Annotated in this window: 19 protein-coding genes; 7 read left to right on the top strand and 12 right to left on the bottom strand. The window is 65.3% G+C overall.

Going from position 1 to position 17,829, the window contains the following annotated elements; genetic code table 11:
- The 7 genes from aroQ to trmB all read right to left on the bottom strand — a co-directional run.
- Positions 1-432 (bottom strand): type II 3-dehydroquinate dehydratase (gene aroQ, locus U5L98_RS04605; protein WP_322557167.1); only part of this gene is annotated, 432 nt, incomplete at its 3' end.
- A gap of 126 nt (positions 433-558) precedes the next feature.
- On the bottom strand, positions 559-1,482 hold the full coding sequence (locus U5L98_RS04600) for a branched-chain amino acid transaminase (RefSeq protein WP_322557166.1): 924 nt from the start codon (positions 1,480-1,482) through the stop codon (positions 559-561).
- Positions 1,483-1,544: 62 nt separating this feature from the next.
- Positions 1,545-4,532: a bifunctional [glutamate--ammonia ligase]-adenylyl-L-tyrosine phosphorylase/[glutamate--ammonia-ligase] adenylyltransferase gene (gene glnE / locus U5L98_RS04595; RefSeq protein WP_322557165.1), complete on the bottom strand. Its 2,988-nt coding sequence runs from the start codon at positions 4,530-4,532 to the stop codon at positions 1,545-1,547.
- A 67-nt stretch (positions 4,533-4,599) separates the two neighbouring features.
- Positions 4,600-4,971 (bottom strand): diacylglycerol kinase, encoded by a 372-nt coding sequence (locus tag U5L98_RS04590; RefSeq protein WP_322557164.1) that lies wholly within the window; start codon positions 4,969-4,971, stop codon positions 4,600-4,602.
- Positions 4,972-4,989: 18 nt separating this feature from the next.
- Complete coding sequence (dacB, locus tag U5L98_RS04585; RefSeq protein ID WP_322557163.1) at positions 4,990-6,423, bottom strand: D-alanyl-D-alanine carboxypeptidase/D-alanyl-D-alanine-endopeptidase; 1,434 nt, start codon at positions 6,421-6,423, stop codon at positions 4,990-4,992.
- A gap of 32 nt (positions 6,424-6,455) precedes the next feature.
- Positions 6,456-6,785 (bottom strand): DMT family transporter, encoded by a 330-nt coding sequence (locus tag U5L98_RS04580; RefSeq protein ID WP_322557162.1) that lies wholly within the window; start codon positions 6,783-6,785, stop codon positions 6,456-6,458.
- A complete protein-coding gene (gene trmB / locus U5L98_RS04575; RefSeq protein WP_322557161.1) occupies positions 6,785-7,501 on the bottom strand; it encodes a tRNA (guanine(46)-N(7))-methyltransferase TrmB in 717 nt (238 codons plus the stop codon). The genes U5L98_RS04580 and trmB overlap by 1 nt, the downstream gene beginning before the upstream one ends.
- A gap of 193 nt (positions 7,502-7,694) precedes the next feature.
- Here trmB and U5L98_RS04570 point away from each other — a divergent pair, with 193 nt between their 5' ends.
- The 6 genes from U5L98_RS04570 to U5L98_RS04545 all read left to right on the top strand — a co-directional run bounded on the left by U5L98_RS04570 (position 7,695) and on the right by U5L98_RS04545 (position 14,124).
- Positions 7,695-9,584 (top strand): beta-ketoacyl synthase, encoded by a 1,890-nt coding sequence (locus U5L98_RS04570; protein ID WP_322557170.1) that lies wholly within the window; start codon positions 7,695-7,697, stop codon positions 9,582-9,584.
- On the top strand, positions 9,584-10,063 hold the full coding sequence (gene coaD / locus U5L98_RS04565; protein WP_322557169.1) for a pantetheine-phosphate adenylyltransferase: 480 nt from the start codon (positions 9,584-9,586) through the stop codon (positions 10,061-10,063). The genes U5L98_RS04570 and coaD overlap by 1 nt, the downstream gene beginning before the upstream one ends.
- A 67-nt stretch (positions 10,064-10,130) precedes the next feature.
- Positions 10,131-10,379, top strand: coding sequence for a YfhL family 4Fe-4S dicluster ferredoxin (locus U5L98_RS04560; RefSeq protein WP_322557160.1), 249 nt, complete (start codon positions 10,131-10,133; stop codon positions 10,377-10,379).
- Between the two features lie 408 nt (positions 10,380-10,787).
- On the top strand, positions 10,788-12,149 hold the full coding sequence (locus U5L98_RS04555) for an MATE family efflux transporter (protein ID WP_322557168.1): 1,362 nt from the start codon (positions 10,788-10,790) through the stop codon (positions 12,147-12,149).
- A 69-nt stretch (positions 12,150-12,218) separates the two neighbouring features.
- Positions 12,219-13,529 carry a short-chain fatty acid transporter gene (locus U5L98_RS04550; protein ID WP_322557159.1) on the top strand — a complete coding sequence of 437 codons (1,311 nt, stop codon included), beginning with the start codon at positions 12,219-12,221 and terminating at the stop codon, positions 13,527-13,529.
- A gap of 91 nt (positions 13,530-13,620) precedes the next feature.
- Positions 13,621-14,124: an acyl-CoA thioesterase gene (locus U5L98_RS04545; RefSeq protein WP_322557158.1), complete on the top strand. Its 504-nt coding sequence runs from the start codon at positions 13,621-13,623 to the stop codon at positions 14,122-14,124.
- Between the two features lie 13 nt (positions 14,125-14,137).
- On the opposite strand, the gene U5L98_RS04540 is transcribed toward U5L98_RS04545, so the two are convergent.
- From U5L98_RS04540 to U5L98_RS04530, 3 genes are all read right to left on the bottom strand, one after another.
- Positions 14,138-14,470 (bottom strand): I78 family peptidase inhibitor, encoded by a 333-nt coding sequence (locus tag U5L98_RS04540; protein ID WP_322557157.1) that lies wholly within the window; start codon positions 14,468-14,470, stop codon positions 14,138-14,140.
- Positions 14,471-14,587: 117 nt separating this feature from the next.
- Positions 14,588-14,719, bottom strand: a complete 132-nt coding sequence (locus tag U5L98_RS04535) for an entericidin A/B family lipoprotein (RefSeq protein ID WP_322557156.1) — start codon at positions 14,717-14,719, stop codon at positions 14,588-14,590.
- 91 nt (positions 14,720-14,810) lie between these two features.
- Entirely contained in the window at positions 14,811-15,557 is a 747-nt protein-coding gene (locus tag U5L98_RS04530) for a sulfite exporter TauE/SafE family protein (RefSeq protein WP_322557155.1), read from the bottom strand.
- 139 nt (positions 15,558-15,696) lie between these two features.
- Here U5L98_RS04530 and U5L98_RS04525 point away from each other — a divergent pair, with 139 nt between their 5' ends.
- A complete protein-coding gene (locus tag U5L98_RS04525) occupies positions 15,697-16,131 on the top strand; it encodes an HIT family protein (RefSeq protein WP_322557154.1) in 435 nt (144 codons plus the stop codon).
- Here U5L98_RS04525 and U5L98_RS04520 read toward each other — a convergent pair.
- Together U5L98_RS04520 and U5L98_RS04515 are read right to left on the bottom strand one after the other, a co-directional pair.
- Positions 16,128-17,156 (bottom strand): sodium:proton antiporter, encoded by a 1,029-nt coding sequence (locus tag U5L98_RS04520; protein ID WP_322557153.1) that lies wholly within the window; start codon positions 17,154-17,156, stop codon positions 16,128-16,130. The genes U5L98_RS04525 and U5L98_RS04520 overlap by 4 nt on opposite strands.
- Positions 17,147-17,815 carry a DUF1007 family protein gene (locus U5L98_RS04515; protein WP_322557152.1) on the bottom strand — a complete coding sequence of 223 codons (669 nt, stop codon included), beginning with the start codon at positions 17,813-17,815 and terminating at the stop codon, positions 17,147-17,149. Before U5L98_RS04515 ends, U5L98_RS04520 begins: the two co-directional genes overlap by 10 nt.
- Positions 17,816-17,829 lie beyond the last annotated feature (14 nt).

Below are 17,829 nucleotides of genomic sequence, written 5' to 3'. Positions count from 1 at the left end.
GGCCATCACCGCCTCCAGGGCGCTGACGTAGCCGCGACTGCCCAGGCCCGCTATTACTCCGTCGGCCCGCAGCGAGACATAGGAATGATGGCGGAAAGTCTCACGCTTATGCACGTTCGAAAGATGCACCTCGATCACCTTGCCGTCGAAGGCGTTGAGCGCATCCAGGATCGCGACGGAAGTATGGGTATAGGCGGCCGGGTTGATGATGATCGCCTCGGTGCCATCCAGACGAGCTGCCTGGATAAGGTCGATCAGCTCGCCCTCGTGGTTGCTCTGCCGGCAGGTGATCTCCCAGCCCCCCAGGGCCGCCTGCTTGTGAAGGGCGTTATTGATGTCCTCCAGCGTCTCGTGGCCATAGATCTCGGGCTGCCGGGTGCCCAGCAGATTGAGGTTGGGGCCATGGAGTACCAGCACCTTGCGCTGACTCATCTGGCAGTCTCCTGAATGACGTATCCGGAGGGTTCAACAGAGTGCCGACGCCCCGCTGGCATCGCCAGGCGGGGCGCCGATCATGATTGCCCCGGCATTACCGGAACCCATGGCCACCAACGGGCGTCAGGCCACCGGGGTCAACCAGCTGGCATCGATGGCCTGCTTGCCGCGCACCACATCGAAATAGAGCGACTGGATCTTTTCGGTGATCGGGCCACGGCGGCCCTCGCCGATGGTGCGGCCGTCTAGCTCACGAATCGGCAGCACCTCAGCGGCGGTGCCGGTGAAGAAGGCCTCGTCGGCGATGTAGATCTCATCGCGGGTGATCAACTTTTCGCGCAGCTCGAAGCCCAGGTGTTCGGCCATGTGCAGCACGGTGTTGCGAGTGATGCCGTTGAGGCAGGAGGTTAGCATCGGCGTATAGATAATGCCGTTCTTGACCATGAAGAGGTTCTCGCCGGAGCCCTCGGCGGCATAGCCCTGAGGGTCGAGCAGCAGCGCCTCATCGTAGCCGCCTCGCTGGGCCTCGGCCAGGGCCATCATCGAGTTGATGTATTGGCCGTTAGCCTTGGCACGGGTCATGGCGATATTGACATGGTGCCGAGTAAAGGAGGAGGTCTGCACCTTGATGCCGAGCTCGCGGGCCTCTGGCGACATGTAGGAGGGCCATTCCCAGGCGGCCACGATCGCGTGGGTCTTGAGGTTGTCGGCGCGCAAGCCCATTCCTTCGCTGCCGAAGAATACCATGGGGCGCAGGTAGGCCTCGTCGAGGCCGTTTTCGCGCACTGCGGCGCGGCAAGCCTCGTTAACCTGCTCCTTGGTGAAGGGCATGTGCATGCCGAGAATCTTGGCCGAATCGAACAGGCGGTCGGTGTGTTCCTTGAGCCGGAAGATGGCCGCGCCCTGGTCGGTCGCGTAGGCGCGCACACCCTCGAAGCAGCCCATGCCATAGTGCAGGGTATGAGTCAGTACATGCACCTGGGCATCGCGCCAGGGAACCAGTTCGCCGTCGAACCAGATGAGACCGTCTCGGTCAGCCATCGACATAATCTACGTCCTTTCATCTTCTCAATCGTGAAAACGGGAAAACCGCGGGATCCAGCCCACGCTCAGTGATCTTCCGGTTCGAGCAGGCGTTGCCAGAGCTCGATGACGGCCTCGCGATGCGCCCGGAAGTCATCGTTGTGACCGCGCCCAGCCCCGCCGGTCAGGGCCGCCCGGTGGGCGGCAGTGCGACAGGCGAGATAAGCCTCGCGCAAGCGCTGGCAATCCCGGCTCGGCAGGCGCTCGGTCGCTTCGAGAGTCTCCAGAATACGAATATTGTCGCTGTACGCCAATAGCTCGGGGGTCTCGTGCCCCATGGAAAGCACTGCGAACTGGCACAGGAACTCGATATCGACCATCCCGCCAGGGTCGTGCTTGAGGTCGAAGTCATCGCTCTTGCCCTTGCTCCCCAGGTGATCGCGCATCTTGTGGCGCATCTTGACCACCTCCTCGCGCAGCGCCTCGAGGTCCCTCTGGCGGCCGAGGATCTCGCCACGAATCGCGTCGAAGCGCTCGGCGAGGCGTGGATGGCCGGCCACCACCCGGGCCCGCACCAGGGCCTGGTGCTCCCAGGTCCAGGCCTGCTCGCGCTGGTAGTCGGCGAAGGCCGAGAGCGTCGAGACCAGCAGCCCCGAGTTGCCCGAAGGACGCAGGCGCATGTCCACCTCATAGAGGCTGCCCGCCGGGGTCACCGCGGTGAGAAGGTGGATGATGCGCTGGCCCAGCCGGGTGAAGAAGACCGCGTTGTCGATGGGGCGCTTGCCGTCGGTGGTCCCCTGGTTGGCGCCGTCGTGGAGGAACACCAGGTCCAGGTCAGAACTGTAACCCAGTTCGATGCCGCCCAGCTTGCCATAGCCGACCACCAGGAACTCGGCATCGCTGCCACAGCGCCCCCCCTCGCGTCGTTCCGGAAAGCCATGCTTGCGGGTCAGGTGCCTCCATGCCATGACCAGCACCTCATCCAGGACCACCTCGGCGATGTAGGTGAGATAGTCGCTGACCTTCATCAGGTGGCGGGTGCCGACGATGTCGGAGGCCGCTACGTGCAGCACCTGAGCATGCTTGAAGACCCGCAGAGCCTCGAGCTGGGCCTCTTCGTCATCCTCGGGGAGCCGTCCCAGGGCCTGGCGCAGCTCGTCGGCCAGGCGCTCCTTGTCCGCCGGGGTATAGAGAGTGTCCGGGTTCAGCAACTCGTCGAGCAGAATGGGATGGCGGGCGAGCTGTGAGGCGATCCACGGGCTGGCGCTGCACAGCTTCATCAGATGCCCCAGGGCATCCGGATTCTCGCGCAGCAGCGCCAGATAGGCGGTGCGTCGCAACACCGCCTCGACCAGAGGCAGCACGCGCTCCAGAGCGATGTCAGGGGTCTCGCTGGCGACCACGGCATCGAGCAGCAGCGGCATCAGGGCCTCGAGTCGCTCGAAGCCGATGCGCTGCATGGCCTGCACCTGGCGGGACTGGCGCAGCGCCCGCAGCCGGCGCAAGGCGTCATCCGGCTCCGCCAGGCCGGCCTCCTCCACGAGCTCCCGGGCCTCGTCCTCCTCCAGCTCGCCGCGCCACAGGGCGCGCCACTCCTCCAGGCCGACGGCGCCGGAGGCCTGGTCGGCGTCATCGTCCTCCTCGACCTCCTCCTCGGGCTCGGCGATCACCGCATCGAAGTGCTGACGCACCCGTTCGCGCACCTCGTCGAGCCGTGCCATCACCGCCGGCCAATCCTCCATGTCGAGTGCCAGGGCCACACGCTCGCGGTCGGTGTCATCCTCGGGCAGGGTCTGGGTCTGGCGATCCTCCAGAGCCTGCAGTACATGTTCGAGGTCACGCAGGAAGACGTAGTCGGGCATCAGCTCCTCGACCACCTCCTGGGGCAGCAGGCCAAGCTCGGGCAGACGCTCCAGCGCGGTCTTCAGCGAGGTGACCTGCAGTTCGGTGTCGCGGCCACCACGGATCAGCTGGAAGGCCTGAACCACGAACTCCACCTCGCGAATGCCGCCGGGACCCAGCTTGATGTTGCCCTGCATGCCCTTGCGCCGAACCTCGCGGTTGATCATCGACTTGAGTTCACGCAGCGACTCGATAGCACCGAAATCCAGGTACTTGCGATAGACGAAGGGACGTAGGCTCGACAGCAGCTCGGCACCCGCGTCCCGGTCGCCGGCGACGGGCCTGGCCTTGAGCATGGCGTAGCGTTCCCACTCGCGCCCCTGGTCCTGGTAGTAGCTGGCCAGCGAGGAGAAGTTGCCCACCAGGGGGCCGCCATCGCCCAGCGGACGCAGGCGCATGTCGACGCGGAAGGCGAAGCCGTCAGCGGTCACCGCGTCCAGAGCGGTGATCAACTTCTGGCCGATCTTGGTGAAATACTCCTGGTGCTCCAGGGGCTTGCGCCCGCTCTCGGTCTCCCCTTTCTCGGGAAAGGCGAAGATCAGGTCGATATCGGAGGACAGGTTCAGTTCGCCGGCACCGAGCTTGCCCATTCCCAGCACCACCAGCCGTTGTTCGCTGCCGTCGCGACGCACGGCGGGGCGTCCCCAGCGCGGCGCAAAATGGGCCTCGAGCCAGGCTAGAGCCCCCTCCAGGCAGGTCTCGGCGAGCCGCGAAACGGCGCCGCTGGTCTGCCACATGTCGGTGCCCGGGGGACGGGTCAGGTCACGCCAGACAATGCCCAGCATCCGCGCGCGACGAAAGCGACGGATGGCGCCATGCAGGGTCTCCTCGTCCTCGGCGGCCTCCAGCCGCTCGTCGAGCCAGTCGCGTAAGGTCTCCGCTGGGGGCGTCGCATCCAACTCGCCACTGGCATCCAGGTGCAACAGCCACTCCGGATAGCGCATCAGGGTCTCGGCGGCAAAGGTCGAGACGGCCAGCACCTTGGCCAGCTGACGGCGCCGCTCGTCCGACAGCGCCAGCCAGTCCTCCAGGGGGGAGTCATTGCCGCTCATGTCGGCCAGGTTATCGGCCTGCTCAAGCGAGCTCGCCAGCCGATCATGGGCGTGAGCCAGGGGAGCCCTCAGGGGCTCGGGAATGTCATCCAGCGGCAGGAAGTCATCGGGCAGGGCCATGGGCATCTCGCATCCGGTTCTCGAATGCCCCCAGCATAGCGAAGCCTGCCCCGCCCCATAACCCGGGCTAGGACAGGAATTTCTGCCAGACCAATAACCCCCAGGTCAGGCCGGCGAAGAACAGTGAGAGCATCACGGCCGCCGAGCCGATGTCCTTGGCGCGTCCCGAGAGCTCGTGGCGCTCGGTGCCGATGCGGTCTACCACGTTCTCGATGGCACTGTTGAGCAGCTCCACGATCAATACCAGCAGGCAACTGCCCACCAGCAGGATCCACTCCACCGGCCCCTGGCCAACCCACCAGGCCAGCGGCAGCAGGACCACACAGACCCCGAGCTCCTGTCGGAAAGCCGCTTCGTTGCGAAAGGCCGCCCTGAGCCCCTTGATGGAGTAGCGAGTGGAGTGCACCAGGTGCTGCCAGCCGGTGTGTCCTGGCTTCATGTCGCAAGGTCCCTGGTATCAGTGGGCATCGATCATCTCCTCGAGGTCGGCAGCCAGCGGGTCGAGCACCTGCTGCCAGTTGAGCCAGGGGGTGCTCGAGGTGCCGTTGACGAGCGCCGCGAACACGCCCCACTGCCCGCTTTGAGTGCGAAAGTAGCCGCCCACGGAACGCACTGCCACCGGCTGGTTGAGGGTGCCGGTCTTGAGCATGACATGCTGCTGGAAGGTCGCCGAGCCACGACGCAGGAAACGCATCACGCCGTTGGCCGGCGACTGAAGGGCTGCGACGAAGCTGGGGAAGAGCGCCGGCCGGCGATACATGCTCTCCAGCAGGGTGGTGATGCCCGCCGCCGAGGTGCGGTTCTCCGGGGTCAGGCCGCTGCCGCTGCGCAGTGTCACGGGGCCGTGATCGGGAAGCCCGGCCACGAAGGCCTCCAGCGCCTCGCCGGCCTGTTCAAGGCCGGCTTGAGGGAGTTCCACCAGGTTCAACGCCAGTTGGTCGGCCATGAAGTTGTTGGAGTGATTGAGGGTCCGCAGCAGCAGCTCTTGCAGCGGCTCGCTCTCCACGTAGGCCAGGGTACGGGCCTCGGCCGGCGGCTGGGAGGCGGCCACGCCGACACCGTCACTCACGCCAATGCCGGCCTGCTCCAGCATCGCCCGCAGGGTGGCGGCGCTCTGGCGCGCCGGGTCGGAACTGGCCCGGTAGATGGTGCGGGGTCGGGCATTGGTGGAGATCTGCCCGCTCACCACCATGGCATCGCCGCTGTCGCGAAGCACGCGCTCGGCATTGAGCCGGGTGCCACTGTCATCGGGCTTGGTCTCGACGCTGTTTTCGATCCCGACGATCGGCATCTGGCTATCGCAGTTGGTGATGCGGGCGGGCTCGCCGGCCATGGCGGCGGGGGCCACGCTGACGCACCAGCTGCCGTGGTTCACCCCCGCCGAAGAGAGCAGTGCACTGTAGGCATTGGCCACCCGGGAACGGGCCTCACAGCGGTCCGTGGTGATGCACTCCACTGGGCCATAGCGCCACTGGCTGACCATCAGGCGTCCCTCGACCCGGCGTACGCCGGCCTGGTACAGCCGCTGCGTAAGCCGCCACAGGTCCTCGCTGGTCAGCATCGGGTCGCCTCCGCCGTCGAGCACCAGGTCGCCATGCAGCACCCCGTCCGCATCGGGCTCGGCCAGGCTCACCAAGCGGGTGGTGAACCTGTACTGAGGCCCCCAACGCTCAAGCGTCGCTGCCGCCACGTAGATCTTGGACACCGAAGCCGGCGACAGCTGGCGATCGGGCTCGAGGGTGCCCAGTGTCTCGCCGCTATTCAGCAGACGCGCCTCGGCACCGATCAGAAAGCCCTTGTCGGCCAATTCAGCCAGGCGCGTGAAGCCGCTCGCCTGGGCAAACAAGGGCAGCAGCGTCAGCAGGACACAGAGCAGCGAGTGACGGTGCATGGCACCTCCAGGAAGCATAAAAAACCCTCAGCTTAATGGGACGAAATGGAAGAGAACACCTGGATCACCACCACGCCGCCAACGATCATGGCGAGGCCCAGCAGTGCCGGAAGGTCTGGCTTCTCGCCGTAGACCAGGATACCCACCAGGGTAACCAGCACGATGCCGAGCCCCGCCCAGAAGGCGTAGGCGATGCCCACCGGCATGCTGCGCAGCACCAGGGCGAGCAGGTAGAAGGCCAGGCCATAGCCGACCACCACCGTGACGCTGGGCCACAGCCGGGTGAAACCTACCGAGGCCTTCAGCGCGCTGGTGGCGATCACTTCGGCAACGATGGCCAGGGCCAGGAACAGGTACACCATTACTCATCCGCCCCTACGTCAGGCAGGGCGTCGCCGGGCACCAATCCGGGATCGTGGGGGAGCTCGACCATCAATCGCCAGAGCGCCTGCCCGCTGGCATGGTACTTCTGCTCGAAGGGTGTCAGGCAGGCCTCATCCGGCACGAAGGGCTCCGCCGCGGCCGCCACTCCAGTGGCCTGGGTCACCGCCAGGGCGAACTCCTCCACATAGAGCCGCCAGTTGGAACGCAGCTCCAATCGGCCGCCCAGCGCCAGAATCACCGGCAGCACAGGGTGGCCCTGCCAGCGCATCTTCAAGTGGGCGGCCTTGGGATAGGGGTTGGGATAGAGCAGGTAGTGACGCACCGGTCGCCAGCCTTCGGCCAGGGCCAGGCGCCAGAAATCGACCAGGTCGGCACGCACCAGCAGGGCATTGTCCGGCAGCCGGCCGTGGTCGCGCGAGAGGCGGTCGGCGCTGCGATCGACGCCGATCACCGCGGCGGCCGGATACTGCTCGGCAAGGCGGCGGGTCGAGAGCCCCACGCCGCATCCGGCATCCAGGATCAACGGCACCCCACCAAGGGTATCCAGCCACTCCCGGGTCCAGGCGAAGGCCTCGAGGGTGTGCGCGGCGACTGGCTTGCGCAGTGGGTTCGCCAGAGCCCGCACCACGCGTCGGGCCAGGTCCTGATGGGGACCAGTCTGGCGGCTGACGATGGATCGCGAACGGGCAGTCATGGCAGCGGGCTCGGCGGAAACGGAGAGGGCAGGCATTCTACCAGCCTCACGCCCCTTGCGCAGGGGCGCCCGCATGACGCCACCACGGGCCGGGTGCTATGATCCATGGTCAGACAGCCACTAATTAATGCAGCCCCGATATCAACCGCACAACGAGGAACCCGGCTTGCCACACTTACCGGTGATCGTCGGCATGGGCGGCGTAAATCCCGCCGGCCGAACCTCGGGCCACCAGGCGTTTCGCCGTACCGTGCTTGACGCCCTGCCCGACGACGACCAGGACCGCACCCTGCTGGGCCTGGCGGCGATGATGCGCCTGGCCGACTGCCAGGAAGAGGGTGATTGGCATGACGCCGAGGGCCGGCCGCTGGACGCCGCCGTGATCGTCGAACAGACCCGTCAACAGGTGCTCGACCACACCCTGATCCGGCGCATCGAGGATCCCCGCTTCAACGAGGATGGCCTGCCGGCCAACCGCAAGGCGAGCCTCGCCCTGGACACGCCGCTGACCTTCCGCATCCGTCGCCGCCAGCTGCCCGACGACCTGCCCCCCACCTGGCAGGTCCGGGAGCTGGACCGCCAGAGCGTCGAGGTCACCGTTCCCGCCGGCAACATGGAGGTGATGCTGCCCGAGACGCGCCCGGCCCAGGTGCGCGCCGCCGGCCAGCTGCCCATGGGGTTCGACCCCAACCGGTTCTATCGCAGCGTGCACCATCCGCGCGGGCTCTCCATGACCGTCTTCGCCGCAAGCGATTGCCTGGGCGACAGCGGCCTCGAATGGGACGAACTGCGCGACCGTCTGGACCCCGACGAGGTCGCCGTCTATGCCGGCAACTCCATCGGCCAGCTCGACGACGAGGGCTGGGGTGGCCTGCTGAAGAGCTTCGTCTCCGGCAAGCGCGCCACCTCCAAGCAGATGCCGCTGGGCTACGGTCAGATGCCCGCCGACTTCATCAATGCCTATGTACTGGGCAGCGTGGGCGGCACCGGGGCGGCCCTGGGCGCCTGCGCCAGCTTTCTCTACAACCTGCGCCTGGGCGTGGACGACATCCGTGCCGGCCGCCGCAGGGTCGTGCTGGTGGGTACCGCCGATGCCCCGATCACGCCCGAGGTCATCGAGGGCTTCCGCACCATGGGAGCGCTAGCCGATGACGACGGCCTAAAGGCCCTGGATGCCCTGGAGCTGCTCACCGACGCCGACTACCAGCGTGCCTGCCGTCCCTTCGCCCGCAACTGTGGTTTCACCATGGGCGAATCCAGCCAGTTCATCATGCTGATGGACGACGCCTTGGCGCTGGAGACCGGTGCCGAGATCCTTGGCAGCGTGCCGGGCGTCTTCGTCAATGCCGATGGCTGGAAGCGTTCGATCTCCGCCCCCGGAATCGGCAACTACATCTCCCTGGCAAAGGCGGTTGCGCTGGTGCGCGACATGCTCGGCGATAAGGCACTGCGCGAGCGCACCTTCCTCCACGCCCATGGCACCAGCACGCCCAAGAACCGCATCACCGAATCTCATGTCTTCGACCAGGTGGCTCGGGCCAACGACATCACGTCGTGGCCGTTGGTGGCAGTGAAGGCCTACGTCGGTCACTCCCAGGGCAGTGCCGCCGGCGATCAATTAACCAGCGCCCTGGGCAGCTTCGCCCATGGGCTGCTACCGGGCATCTTCACCCTCGATGCAGTGGCAGACGATGTCCATGCCGAGCGCTTGAGACTGTTCCGCGATCCGCTGCCCTTCGTCGCGGATGCCGCCTTCATCAACGCCAAGGGCTTCGGTGGCAACAACGCCACGGGCGTGGTGCTCTCCCCGGCGGTGACCGAGCGACTGTTGGTGCAGCGCCATGGCGAAACCGCCGTGGCCGCCTGGCAGACACGCCGCGAGGCCACCCGGAGGGCCGCCGAGACCTATCATCGAGCCGCCGACCGTGGCCACTTCGAGGCTCGCTACCGCTTCGGCGAAGGTGTGCTGGAAGGACCCGAGCTCGATGTCGGCCGGGACGCCATCCGCATTCCCGGCTATGCCAGGGAGGTATCGCTGGCCGTGGACAACCCCTTCGGAAGACTCGACGAAGGAGAAGCATGATGAATACCGCCGTCTATCCCGGCACCTTCGACCCCGTCACCAACGGCCATCTCGACCTGATCGAGCGCGCCGCCCGGCTATTCGACAAGGTGGTGGTAGCCATTGCCACGAGTCCCGGCAAGGGGCCTGCCCTGGACATCGACACCCGCATCGCGTTGACCCGGGAGGTCGTGGCCGATATCGGCAATGTCGAGGTGGTCGGCTTCTCGGGGCTGATGACCGATTTCATGATCCAGCAGAAGGCACGCGTGCTGCTGCGCGGGCTGAGGGCGGTATCCGACTTCGAGTACGAGCTGCAGCTGGCCAACATGAACCGCGCGCAGATGCCGGAGCTGGAAACGGTCTTCCTGACCCCTGAGGTCGAGAACTCCTACATTTCCTCGACCCTGGTGCGTGAAATCGCCAAGCTTGGCGGCGATGTCTCGAAGCATGTGCATCCCAGGGTCGCCGAGATGCTGAAGAGCCATTACAATACCTGACCAGGAAACTCGGGATTAGTCTGCTCCCGGGACCACTTTCCGGCCAGCGACACCCGTGAGGTACCCCATGGCCCTGATGATCACCGACGAGTGCATCAACTGCGACGTCTGCGAACCAGAATGCCCCAACGGCGCCATCTCGCCGGGGGAAGAGATCTATGTCATCGACCCCGGCCTGTGCACCGAGTGCGTGGGTCACTACGATGAGCCACAGTGCCAGCAGGTCTGCCCGGTGGACTGCATTCCGCTGGACCCGACGCACAAGGAAAGCCGTGACGAGCTGATGGAGAAGTACCAGCTGATCACCGCGGCCTGAACCGCGCTCGACGCCGGCACCAGCAACGGCGCCCCTCATCAATGAGCGGGGCGCCATTTTCTGAAACCGACCTGAATGGCCCAGACATCTGATCGAAGGATTGGCTGTCGCCGATAGCCGGCTTTGCCCTACAGCTCGTCAGCGCGACGGCTCACCGTGCACCCCAGGCAGCGTCGGAAAGCCGCCTCGGCCGGCGTCTTGATTTGTTCTGAATAGTCATAGTCAGGACAACAACGGAGGAGACGAGGACTTCGAGATCGACCTCTTCTCCGCCAGCCTGGACTACCGCTTCTAGATCCTGGGGCATGCTCTCCAGCGGCCCCGCCAACCGGCGGGGCCGTTGCGTTTCCATGAGGGACACGCCAGCCTGCCCCGTTTCACCGCCAAGGACCCGCCGCGATGTCGTTCATGACCGCCTCCCGCGAAGGGACGCAACAGCGCATCCTCTCGCTGGCCTGGCCGATCATCCTTTCCAACATCACCGTGCCACTGCTCGGGCTGGTAGATACCGCCGTGGTCGGCCACCTGCCCGACTCGCGCTATCTCGCCGGGGTGACCCTGGGGGCGACACTGTTCAGCTTCCTCTACTGGGGCTTCGGCTTCCTGCGTATGGGCACCACCGGCCTCACCTCCCAGGCGGTGGGTCGCGAGGCGGACGGGGAAGTACGCAACCTGCTTGGCCAGTCGCTGCTGCTCGCCCTGGTGATCGGCCTGGGCTTGATTCTCGCCGGCGGCCCGCTGGTGACGCTGGGGCTATGGCTGCTCGACGGCAGCGAGGCGGCCACTCAGCTTGCCGCGGAGTACGCCCGCATCCGCCTGCTCTCGGCGCCGGCGGTGCTGGCCAACTACGCCATCCTCGGCTGGTTCCTCGGCCAGCAGAACTCGCGGGTGACGCTGGCCATCCTGGTGCTGACCAACGGCGTCAACATCGCCCTCGACCTGCTGTTCGTGTTGGGGCTAGGGATGACCAGCGACGGCGTGGCCTGGGCCACGGTGCTCGCGGACTACACGGCACTGGTTTTCGGTCTCTGGCTGGTGTCGCGCCAGCTCAGGTGGATTTCGGGGCGCTTCCTGCGTGAACGGCTGCTGCGCCTGGCCGCCTATGGCGAGCTTTTCCGGGTCAACGCCAACCTCTTCGTGCGCACTCTCGGCCTATTATTCGCCATGGCCTTTTTCACTTCCCGTGGCGCCGCCCAGGGCGATACCGTGCTGGCGGCCAATGCCGTACTGCTGCAGTTCATCATGCTGACCAGCTATGCTCTGGACGGCTTCGCCCATGCCGCCGAGGCGCTGGCCGGACGCGCCGTGGGCCGCCAGCGCTTCGACGAATTCGGCCAGATCGTCGCAAGCGCCGCCCGGTTCTCGCTGATCACGGCGGGGCTGGCCGCGCTGGCCTTCGCCCTGGGAGGCGAGCGGCTGATCGCACTGCTCACCGGCCTGCCGGAGGTGCGGGCTACCGCCGGGGACTACCTGCCGTGGATGGTCGTCATGCCACTGGTGGCGGTATGGAGCTACCTGTTCGACGGCGTCTTCATCGGGGCCACGGCGATCCGCGAGATGCGCAACAGCATTTATGCGGGGCTCGCGGTCTACCTGCCACTCTGGTGGTTGACCACACCCTTGGGCAACCATGGCCTGTGGCTGGCCTTCCTGGGCTTCGCCGTGGTGCGCTCGGGCGTGCTGGCGGCCTACTATCGGCACCATCGCCGTACCCGCTGGCGCCACTCCGCCTTAGCCGACGACTTTGACGACGTTTCCGGTGCCGGGTAGCGCAACCCTCTGAGGTTGCGCTATTTTCTTCCAGGAACGCCAAATTCGACAACAGGAGAAGGGAACCCCATGCTCAAGGCGCTATCGAGACCGGCCGTCAAGCTGGTCGAACGCTACCTGCCTGACCCTTACATCTTCGTGCTACTGCTGACGATCATTGCCGCCGCCGCGGCCATCGCGGTGGAGCGCCAGTCCCCGCTGGCGGTGATGCGTTTCTGGGGTGATGGCTTCTGGGGCCTGCTGACCTTCTCGATGCAGATGCTGCTGGTGCTGGTTACCGGCTATATGCTGGCCAGCTCCCCACCCGTCAAGCGCCTGCTGCAGAAGCTCGCCGGCCTGGCGAAGAACGCCGGCAGCGCCATCATCCTGGTCACCCTGGTGTCGCTGGTCGCCAGCTGGATCAACTGGGGCTTCGGTCTGGTGGTGGGAGCCTTGTTCGCAAAGGAGCTGGCTCGCCTGGTGCGCGTCGACTACCGCTTGCTGGTGGCCAGCGCCTATTCCGGCTTCATCGTCTGGCACGGTGGCCTGGCCGGTTCGATTCCGCTGACCATCGCCACCGACGGCCATTTCACCGCCGAGCAGATCGGCGTGATCGGTACCGGTGAAACCATCTTCTCTCTGTTCAACCTGGCCATCGTAGCTTGCCTGTTCATCTCCGTGCCGCTGGTCAACCGGCTGATGCTCCCCGACGAGAAAGACAGCGTCTATATCGACCCCTCATTGCTAGGTGACGATGAGGAAAGGCGCGTGCGCATCACCCGTCCCGCCGAGCGCCTGGAAAACAGCACGACCCTGGCCTGGCTGGTGGGCATCCCGGGGGTGCTCTTCCTGCTCGACCACTTCGTCTTCCGCGGCGGCGGCCTGAACCTCAACGTGGTCAACTTCCTGTTCCTGTCACTGGCCATCGTGCTGCACCGCACGCCGCGCAGCCTGCTCGAGAGCCTGCATGAAGCAATCAAGGGCGGCGCCGGCATCGTCATCCAGTTCCCCTTCTATGCCGGTATCATGGCGATCATGGTGCAGTCAGGCCTGGCCGAGAGCATGTCGGAAACGCTCATCTCCTTTGCCACCGAGACCACCCTGCCCTTCTGGTCCTTTATCAGCGCCGGCATCGTCAACATCTTCGTGCCCTCCGGTGGTGGCCAGTGGGCCGTGCAAGCCCCGGTGATGCTGCCTGCCGCCGAGGCCCTGGGTGTGGACATTCCCCGTGTGGCCATGGCCGTGGCCTGGGGTGACGCCTGGACCAACCTGCTGCAGCCCTTCTGGGCCCTGCCAGTGCTAGGTATCGCCGGCCTCAAGGCCAAGGACATCATGGGCTTCTGCCTGATCCAGCTGTTCATCACAGGCATCATCATTGCGGTGGGCCTGACCTGGTTCTGATCTCGCGGCCCCACATCGCGGCATCGAACGCCTTGCCTACCCTCACGGGGGCAAGGCGTTATGCTGTAGGAAACTTCAAGGGAGCATGAAGATGGATGACCAACCGCTGAGCGGCCAACACGAGCTATCGATGACCGTGCTGATGACCCCGGACATGGCCAATTTCAGTGGCAAGGTGCATGGCGGCGCCATCCTCAAGAAGCTCGACGAGGTGGCCTATGCCTGTGCCAGCCGCTATGCCGGCCATTACGTGGTGACGCTGTCCGTCGACCAGGTGCTGTTCAAGCAGCCGATCCATGTCGGCGAGCTGGTCACCTTCCTGGCCTGCGTCAACCATGTGGGCAGCTCTTCCATGGAAGTCGGCATCAAGGTGGTGGCCGAGGACATCCGCCAGAAGATGATCCGCCATACCAACAGCTGCTACCTGACCATGGTGGCCGTGGACGGCAACGGCAAGCCGGCGCGGGTGCCACCGCTGAAGCTGGAGACCAGGATCCAGAAACTGCGTTTCGAGAAGGCGGCCCTTCGCAAGAAGCTACGCAAGCAGGCCGAGGAAGAAGAACGTCGAACCCAGGCCGAGCACGGGGACCCCTGAGAAGAGGAGGGCGTCAACCACACTCAAGGGCGGTGATCCGGCCCCGTTCGTCAAGATGCACATTGAGGCGCTCGGCGCGGTAATCGAGGGTATGGGCCTCGCCGGGACGCATCACGCGCAGAGCCTCGGCTCCGCTTTCTTCACTCAGGGTCGCTCCCATCGCCGCATCGAATTCCCATCCCACCCGGTCCTGGAGCCGTGAGGCACCGCAGGCGTCATCGCCTTCGCTGACGCGAGGGGGCTCGGGCGCTGGGTCACGGAGAACCGCGGACTCGTTCGTGGCAGTGCAGGCAGTCATCAACATCAGGCCGACGGCGGTCAGCCAGGGCTTCCAGACGCTAAACATAGGAATCTTTTTCAGGCTATTGAGTGGGCGTCTCATCGAACAGCTGCAAGAACGAGCATGCCAGAAGGCATGCCCGTGTCAGACTCAACCGGTCAATTCAGCGCGATGACCGGGAACTCAGCTGGAGGCATCCTGCACGGCTTCGCCACCGCGCTCGATGTCTTCACCGGCACCGCGGATAGTATTGCAGCCGCTGAGCAGGGACAGGGTGAAAAGCGAAACCAATATAAGCGAAATCGTCCGTTTCATGATGGCGTCCTCGTTGCCGTTTTGCCGTTCCGGTGTGGAACACAAATATCACCTTTTTAATCTAGCAGGTTCTGCGAAAGTGCCCAACCATTCACCCCAGCAGCAGGCGCAGGATGATCGCCAGTATCACCGCAATGGTCAGCCACTTGACGACGAAGGCCCCGCGCGGGCTCATGTTGACCTTCACCGCCAGCCAGGCCCCCAGCATGCTGCCTGCCGCCAGCATCAGGCCATAGCTCCAGCGTACCTGATCGTTGGCCAGGAAGATGGCAAGGGCAGGAAGGGTATAAATCAGTACGATCAGCACCTTGAAGACGTTCACCTGAGCCAGGTCGATCTTCAGCATGCGATAGAGCACGACGATGAAGAGGATGCCCACCCCGACCTGGATGAAACCGCCGTAGAGGCCAATCGCGAACATCGCCATATAAACCGCCGGCGTGAGGCGCTCCGGAGTCAGCGCGCGGGTATCCAGGCGCGGCTGGGGAAGCAGCATCAGCACCGCCGAGCACGCCATCACCGTAATCAGGATCGCCTCGAAGATTGCATCCCCGGTCTGCAGGGCCAACCAGGCACCGAGCAGCGAACCCGCCACCGCCGGCACCGAGAGCCGCAGCGAGAGACCCACGTAGCGAGCACCAACACGGAAGAAGCTGGTCACCGCAGAGATGCTCTGCAGGACAATCGAGACCCGGTTGGTGCCATTGGCCGCCTGTGGCGGCAACCCCAGAAACATCAGCAGCGGTAGGGTCAGCATCGACCCCCCCGCGGAGAGCACGTTGATGAAGCCGGCCAGGGTCCCGATGGCCAGCAGGGCAAGCGCCTCGAGCAGCGTCATGACAGCGTCCGTTGTTTGCGGGTCAGAGGTAAGCCGCCCAGCATACCGGGGCAGACCTGCGGGGGGAATCTGCCCCGATAACAGATGGGTGTGCCATGATAGCGGACACAGGGACAGCCGACGCGAAAGGAGACCCGCGATGCCGGATTTCGAACCCGATGCCCGACTGGTAGATGACAGCTACCCGGTCACCGAACTGCCATTGTGCCAACTGCGACTGATGGACGACGCCCGCTTCCCCTGGCTGGTGCTGATACCGCGCCGCCTCGAGGTCAGCGAGGTGTTCCAGCTCGACGCTTCGGCGCAACAGCAGCTGTGGCGAGAGGCCACCACGATCGGCAAGGCCATGCTCGACGCTCTGGGCGGCGACAAGCTCAACATTGCCAGCCTCGGCAATGTCGTCGCCCAGTTGCATGTGCATGTCGTCGTACGGCGTCACGAGGACGCCGCCTGGCCGGCGCCGGTCTGGGGCCATGGTCAGGCCGAGGCCTACGACCTGGACCGCCTGGCCGACATGCGCGCCCGCATCCTGGCCCAGGTGGAAAGGCTGGAACTGACGTCTCCCCCGGGTTAGCCGCCGAATGGGGGAGGCGCCGCATCCGGCGCTGCCGTCGCGCTGCGAGGCGGCGGCTCTCCCAGCAGCGTGCTGCTGCTGGGAGAGCCGACACCGGTGAGAGTCAGGCAAATCCCCAACGCCAGTATGGCCAGTCCACCCGTCAGTGAGCCCCAACCCAACAGCCTCGCGAACCCATAGGAAGTGATCCGGGAAGCGAGTCGCCGCTCCGCCCACCCTCGTGCGAATACACTGGCCAGTGCCAGGGTCGAGACGGTCAGCGCAGTGCCCAGCGACATCACTACCACCGCCGCCACCCCGACCATGAAGTTGCCGAGCAGGGTAGCCGCTCCCAACAACAGCACGGCACCGCTGCAGGGGCGGATACCGATGGCCACCACCGTAGCCAGCGCCGTGCGCCAGTCCTCTGTGCGCTGAGGATCCACAAGGTGTCCCCCGCAGCAATCGTGAGCCTGATCGTGGGCGTGAAGATGGTGATGGGTATGCGCCTTGCCGGAAGCGGTTTCCGCCACGGCCGCGCTGGCGCGCAGCTGGCGGATGGCCCGCAGGCAGAGCCAGGCACCGAGCAGCGCCACCATGATAAAGCTCGCCTGCTCGACCCAGGCCACACTGCCCATGGCCTGACGGGTCAACCATCCCAGGCCATGCACCAGCAGCACCACCAGACTGATGGCCACCAGCCCCTGCAGCAGGGAGGCGGCACAGGAGAGCGCCAGCGCTCGTCGCCGTGCCCCTCCGTGGGAGACCAGGTAGGTGGTCAACACCGCCTTGCCATGGCCGGGGCCCGCGGCATGGAAGACGCCATAGCCGAAGCTGATGCCCAGCAGGGTCGTCCAGGTGGCCGGCGAGGGTGTTCCGGAGAGCCCCGTGATGGCCATGGTCAGAGCACGATGGAAGTCGCGTTGCCAGGCCATCAGCTGCAGGCTGATCCCTTGAAGACCGCCCTGAAAGACCAACTGCCAGACCAGCAAGGCAGTCAGCAGACCAGCAGCGAGCCACGCCAACCGAGTGAGTGTCAGCGGCATACCACCTCCCCGGTCTCGGCGAAGTGGCGTCCCAATCCCGTCTCTGCCGTGTCATCGACATCCAGCATGGCAGCCTCCAAGACTCGCTCGGGATCCGGCTCGGCTGCGAGGATGCGTGTCTCGCAAACGAGCTCGCCGCCCACCACCAGGGCGTCGTCGAGCGGTTCATTTCCATCCGCCTCGTGGACCACCTCGATATAGTAAGTGGGGTCGAACACCCTATAACTCAGGGTCTCTCCTTCAATGACCCTTGGTTCGGTGAGAGGCAGCAGGAAAACGAACTCAATCCGCCCGTCCCGTTCAAGAACGGTGTAGTTATCGACCTCACCGAGCCCGAGCCTCTCGTCCCCCAGCTGCAGTTCGGTAAAATAGCCCTGTGGCGACAGGTTGTCCCGTATCTCGCTGCCCAGCTGGTCGAGAGCGGCCTCCAGGCCGCCTCCGCCCTGTTCCCTTTCGAGCTCCTCGAGTACCACCAGGCTGTAGAAAGGGTCCAGGCGCCATGACTGCTGGAGCGCTTCCAACCGGCCTTGGTCATCGAGCACCAGGCGCATGCGCAGGTCGATCCAGCCGTGGGGGTGCGCCACGACCGGCAGCGGCAGAAGAGCACCCATGATGAGGGCGATCAGGAGAATCGGGCGCAGGAAACGGGCGGGTATCATGGATCGTCTTGTCA

The sequence above is a fragment of the Halomonas sp. genome (assembly GCF_034520545.1).
Taxonomy (GTDB): domain Bacteria; phylum Pseudomonadota; class Gammaproteobacteria; order Pseudomonadales; family Halomonadaceae; genus Halomonas.
This window is presented reverse-complemented; position numbering and strand designations above follow the sequence as displayed.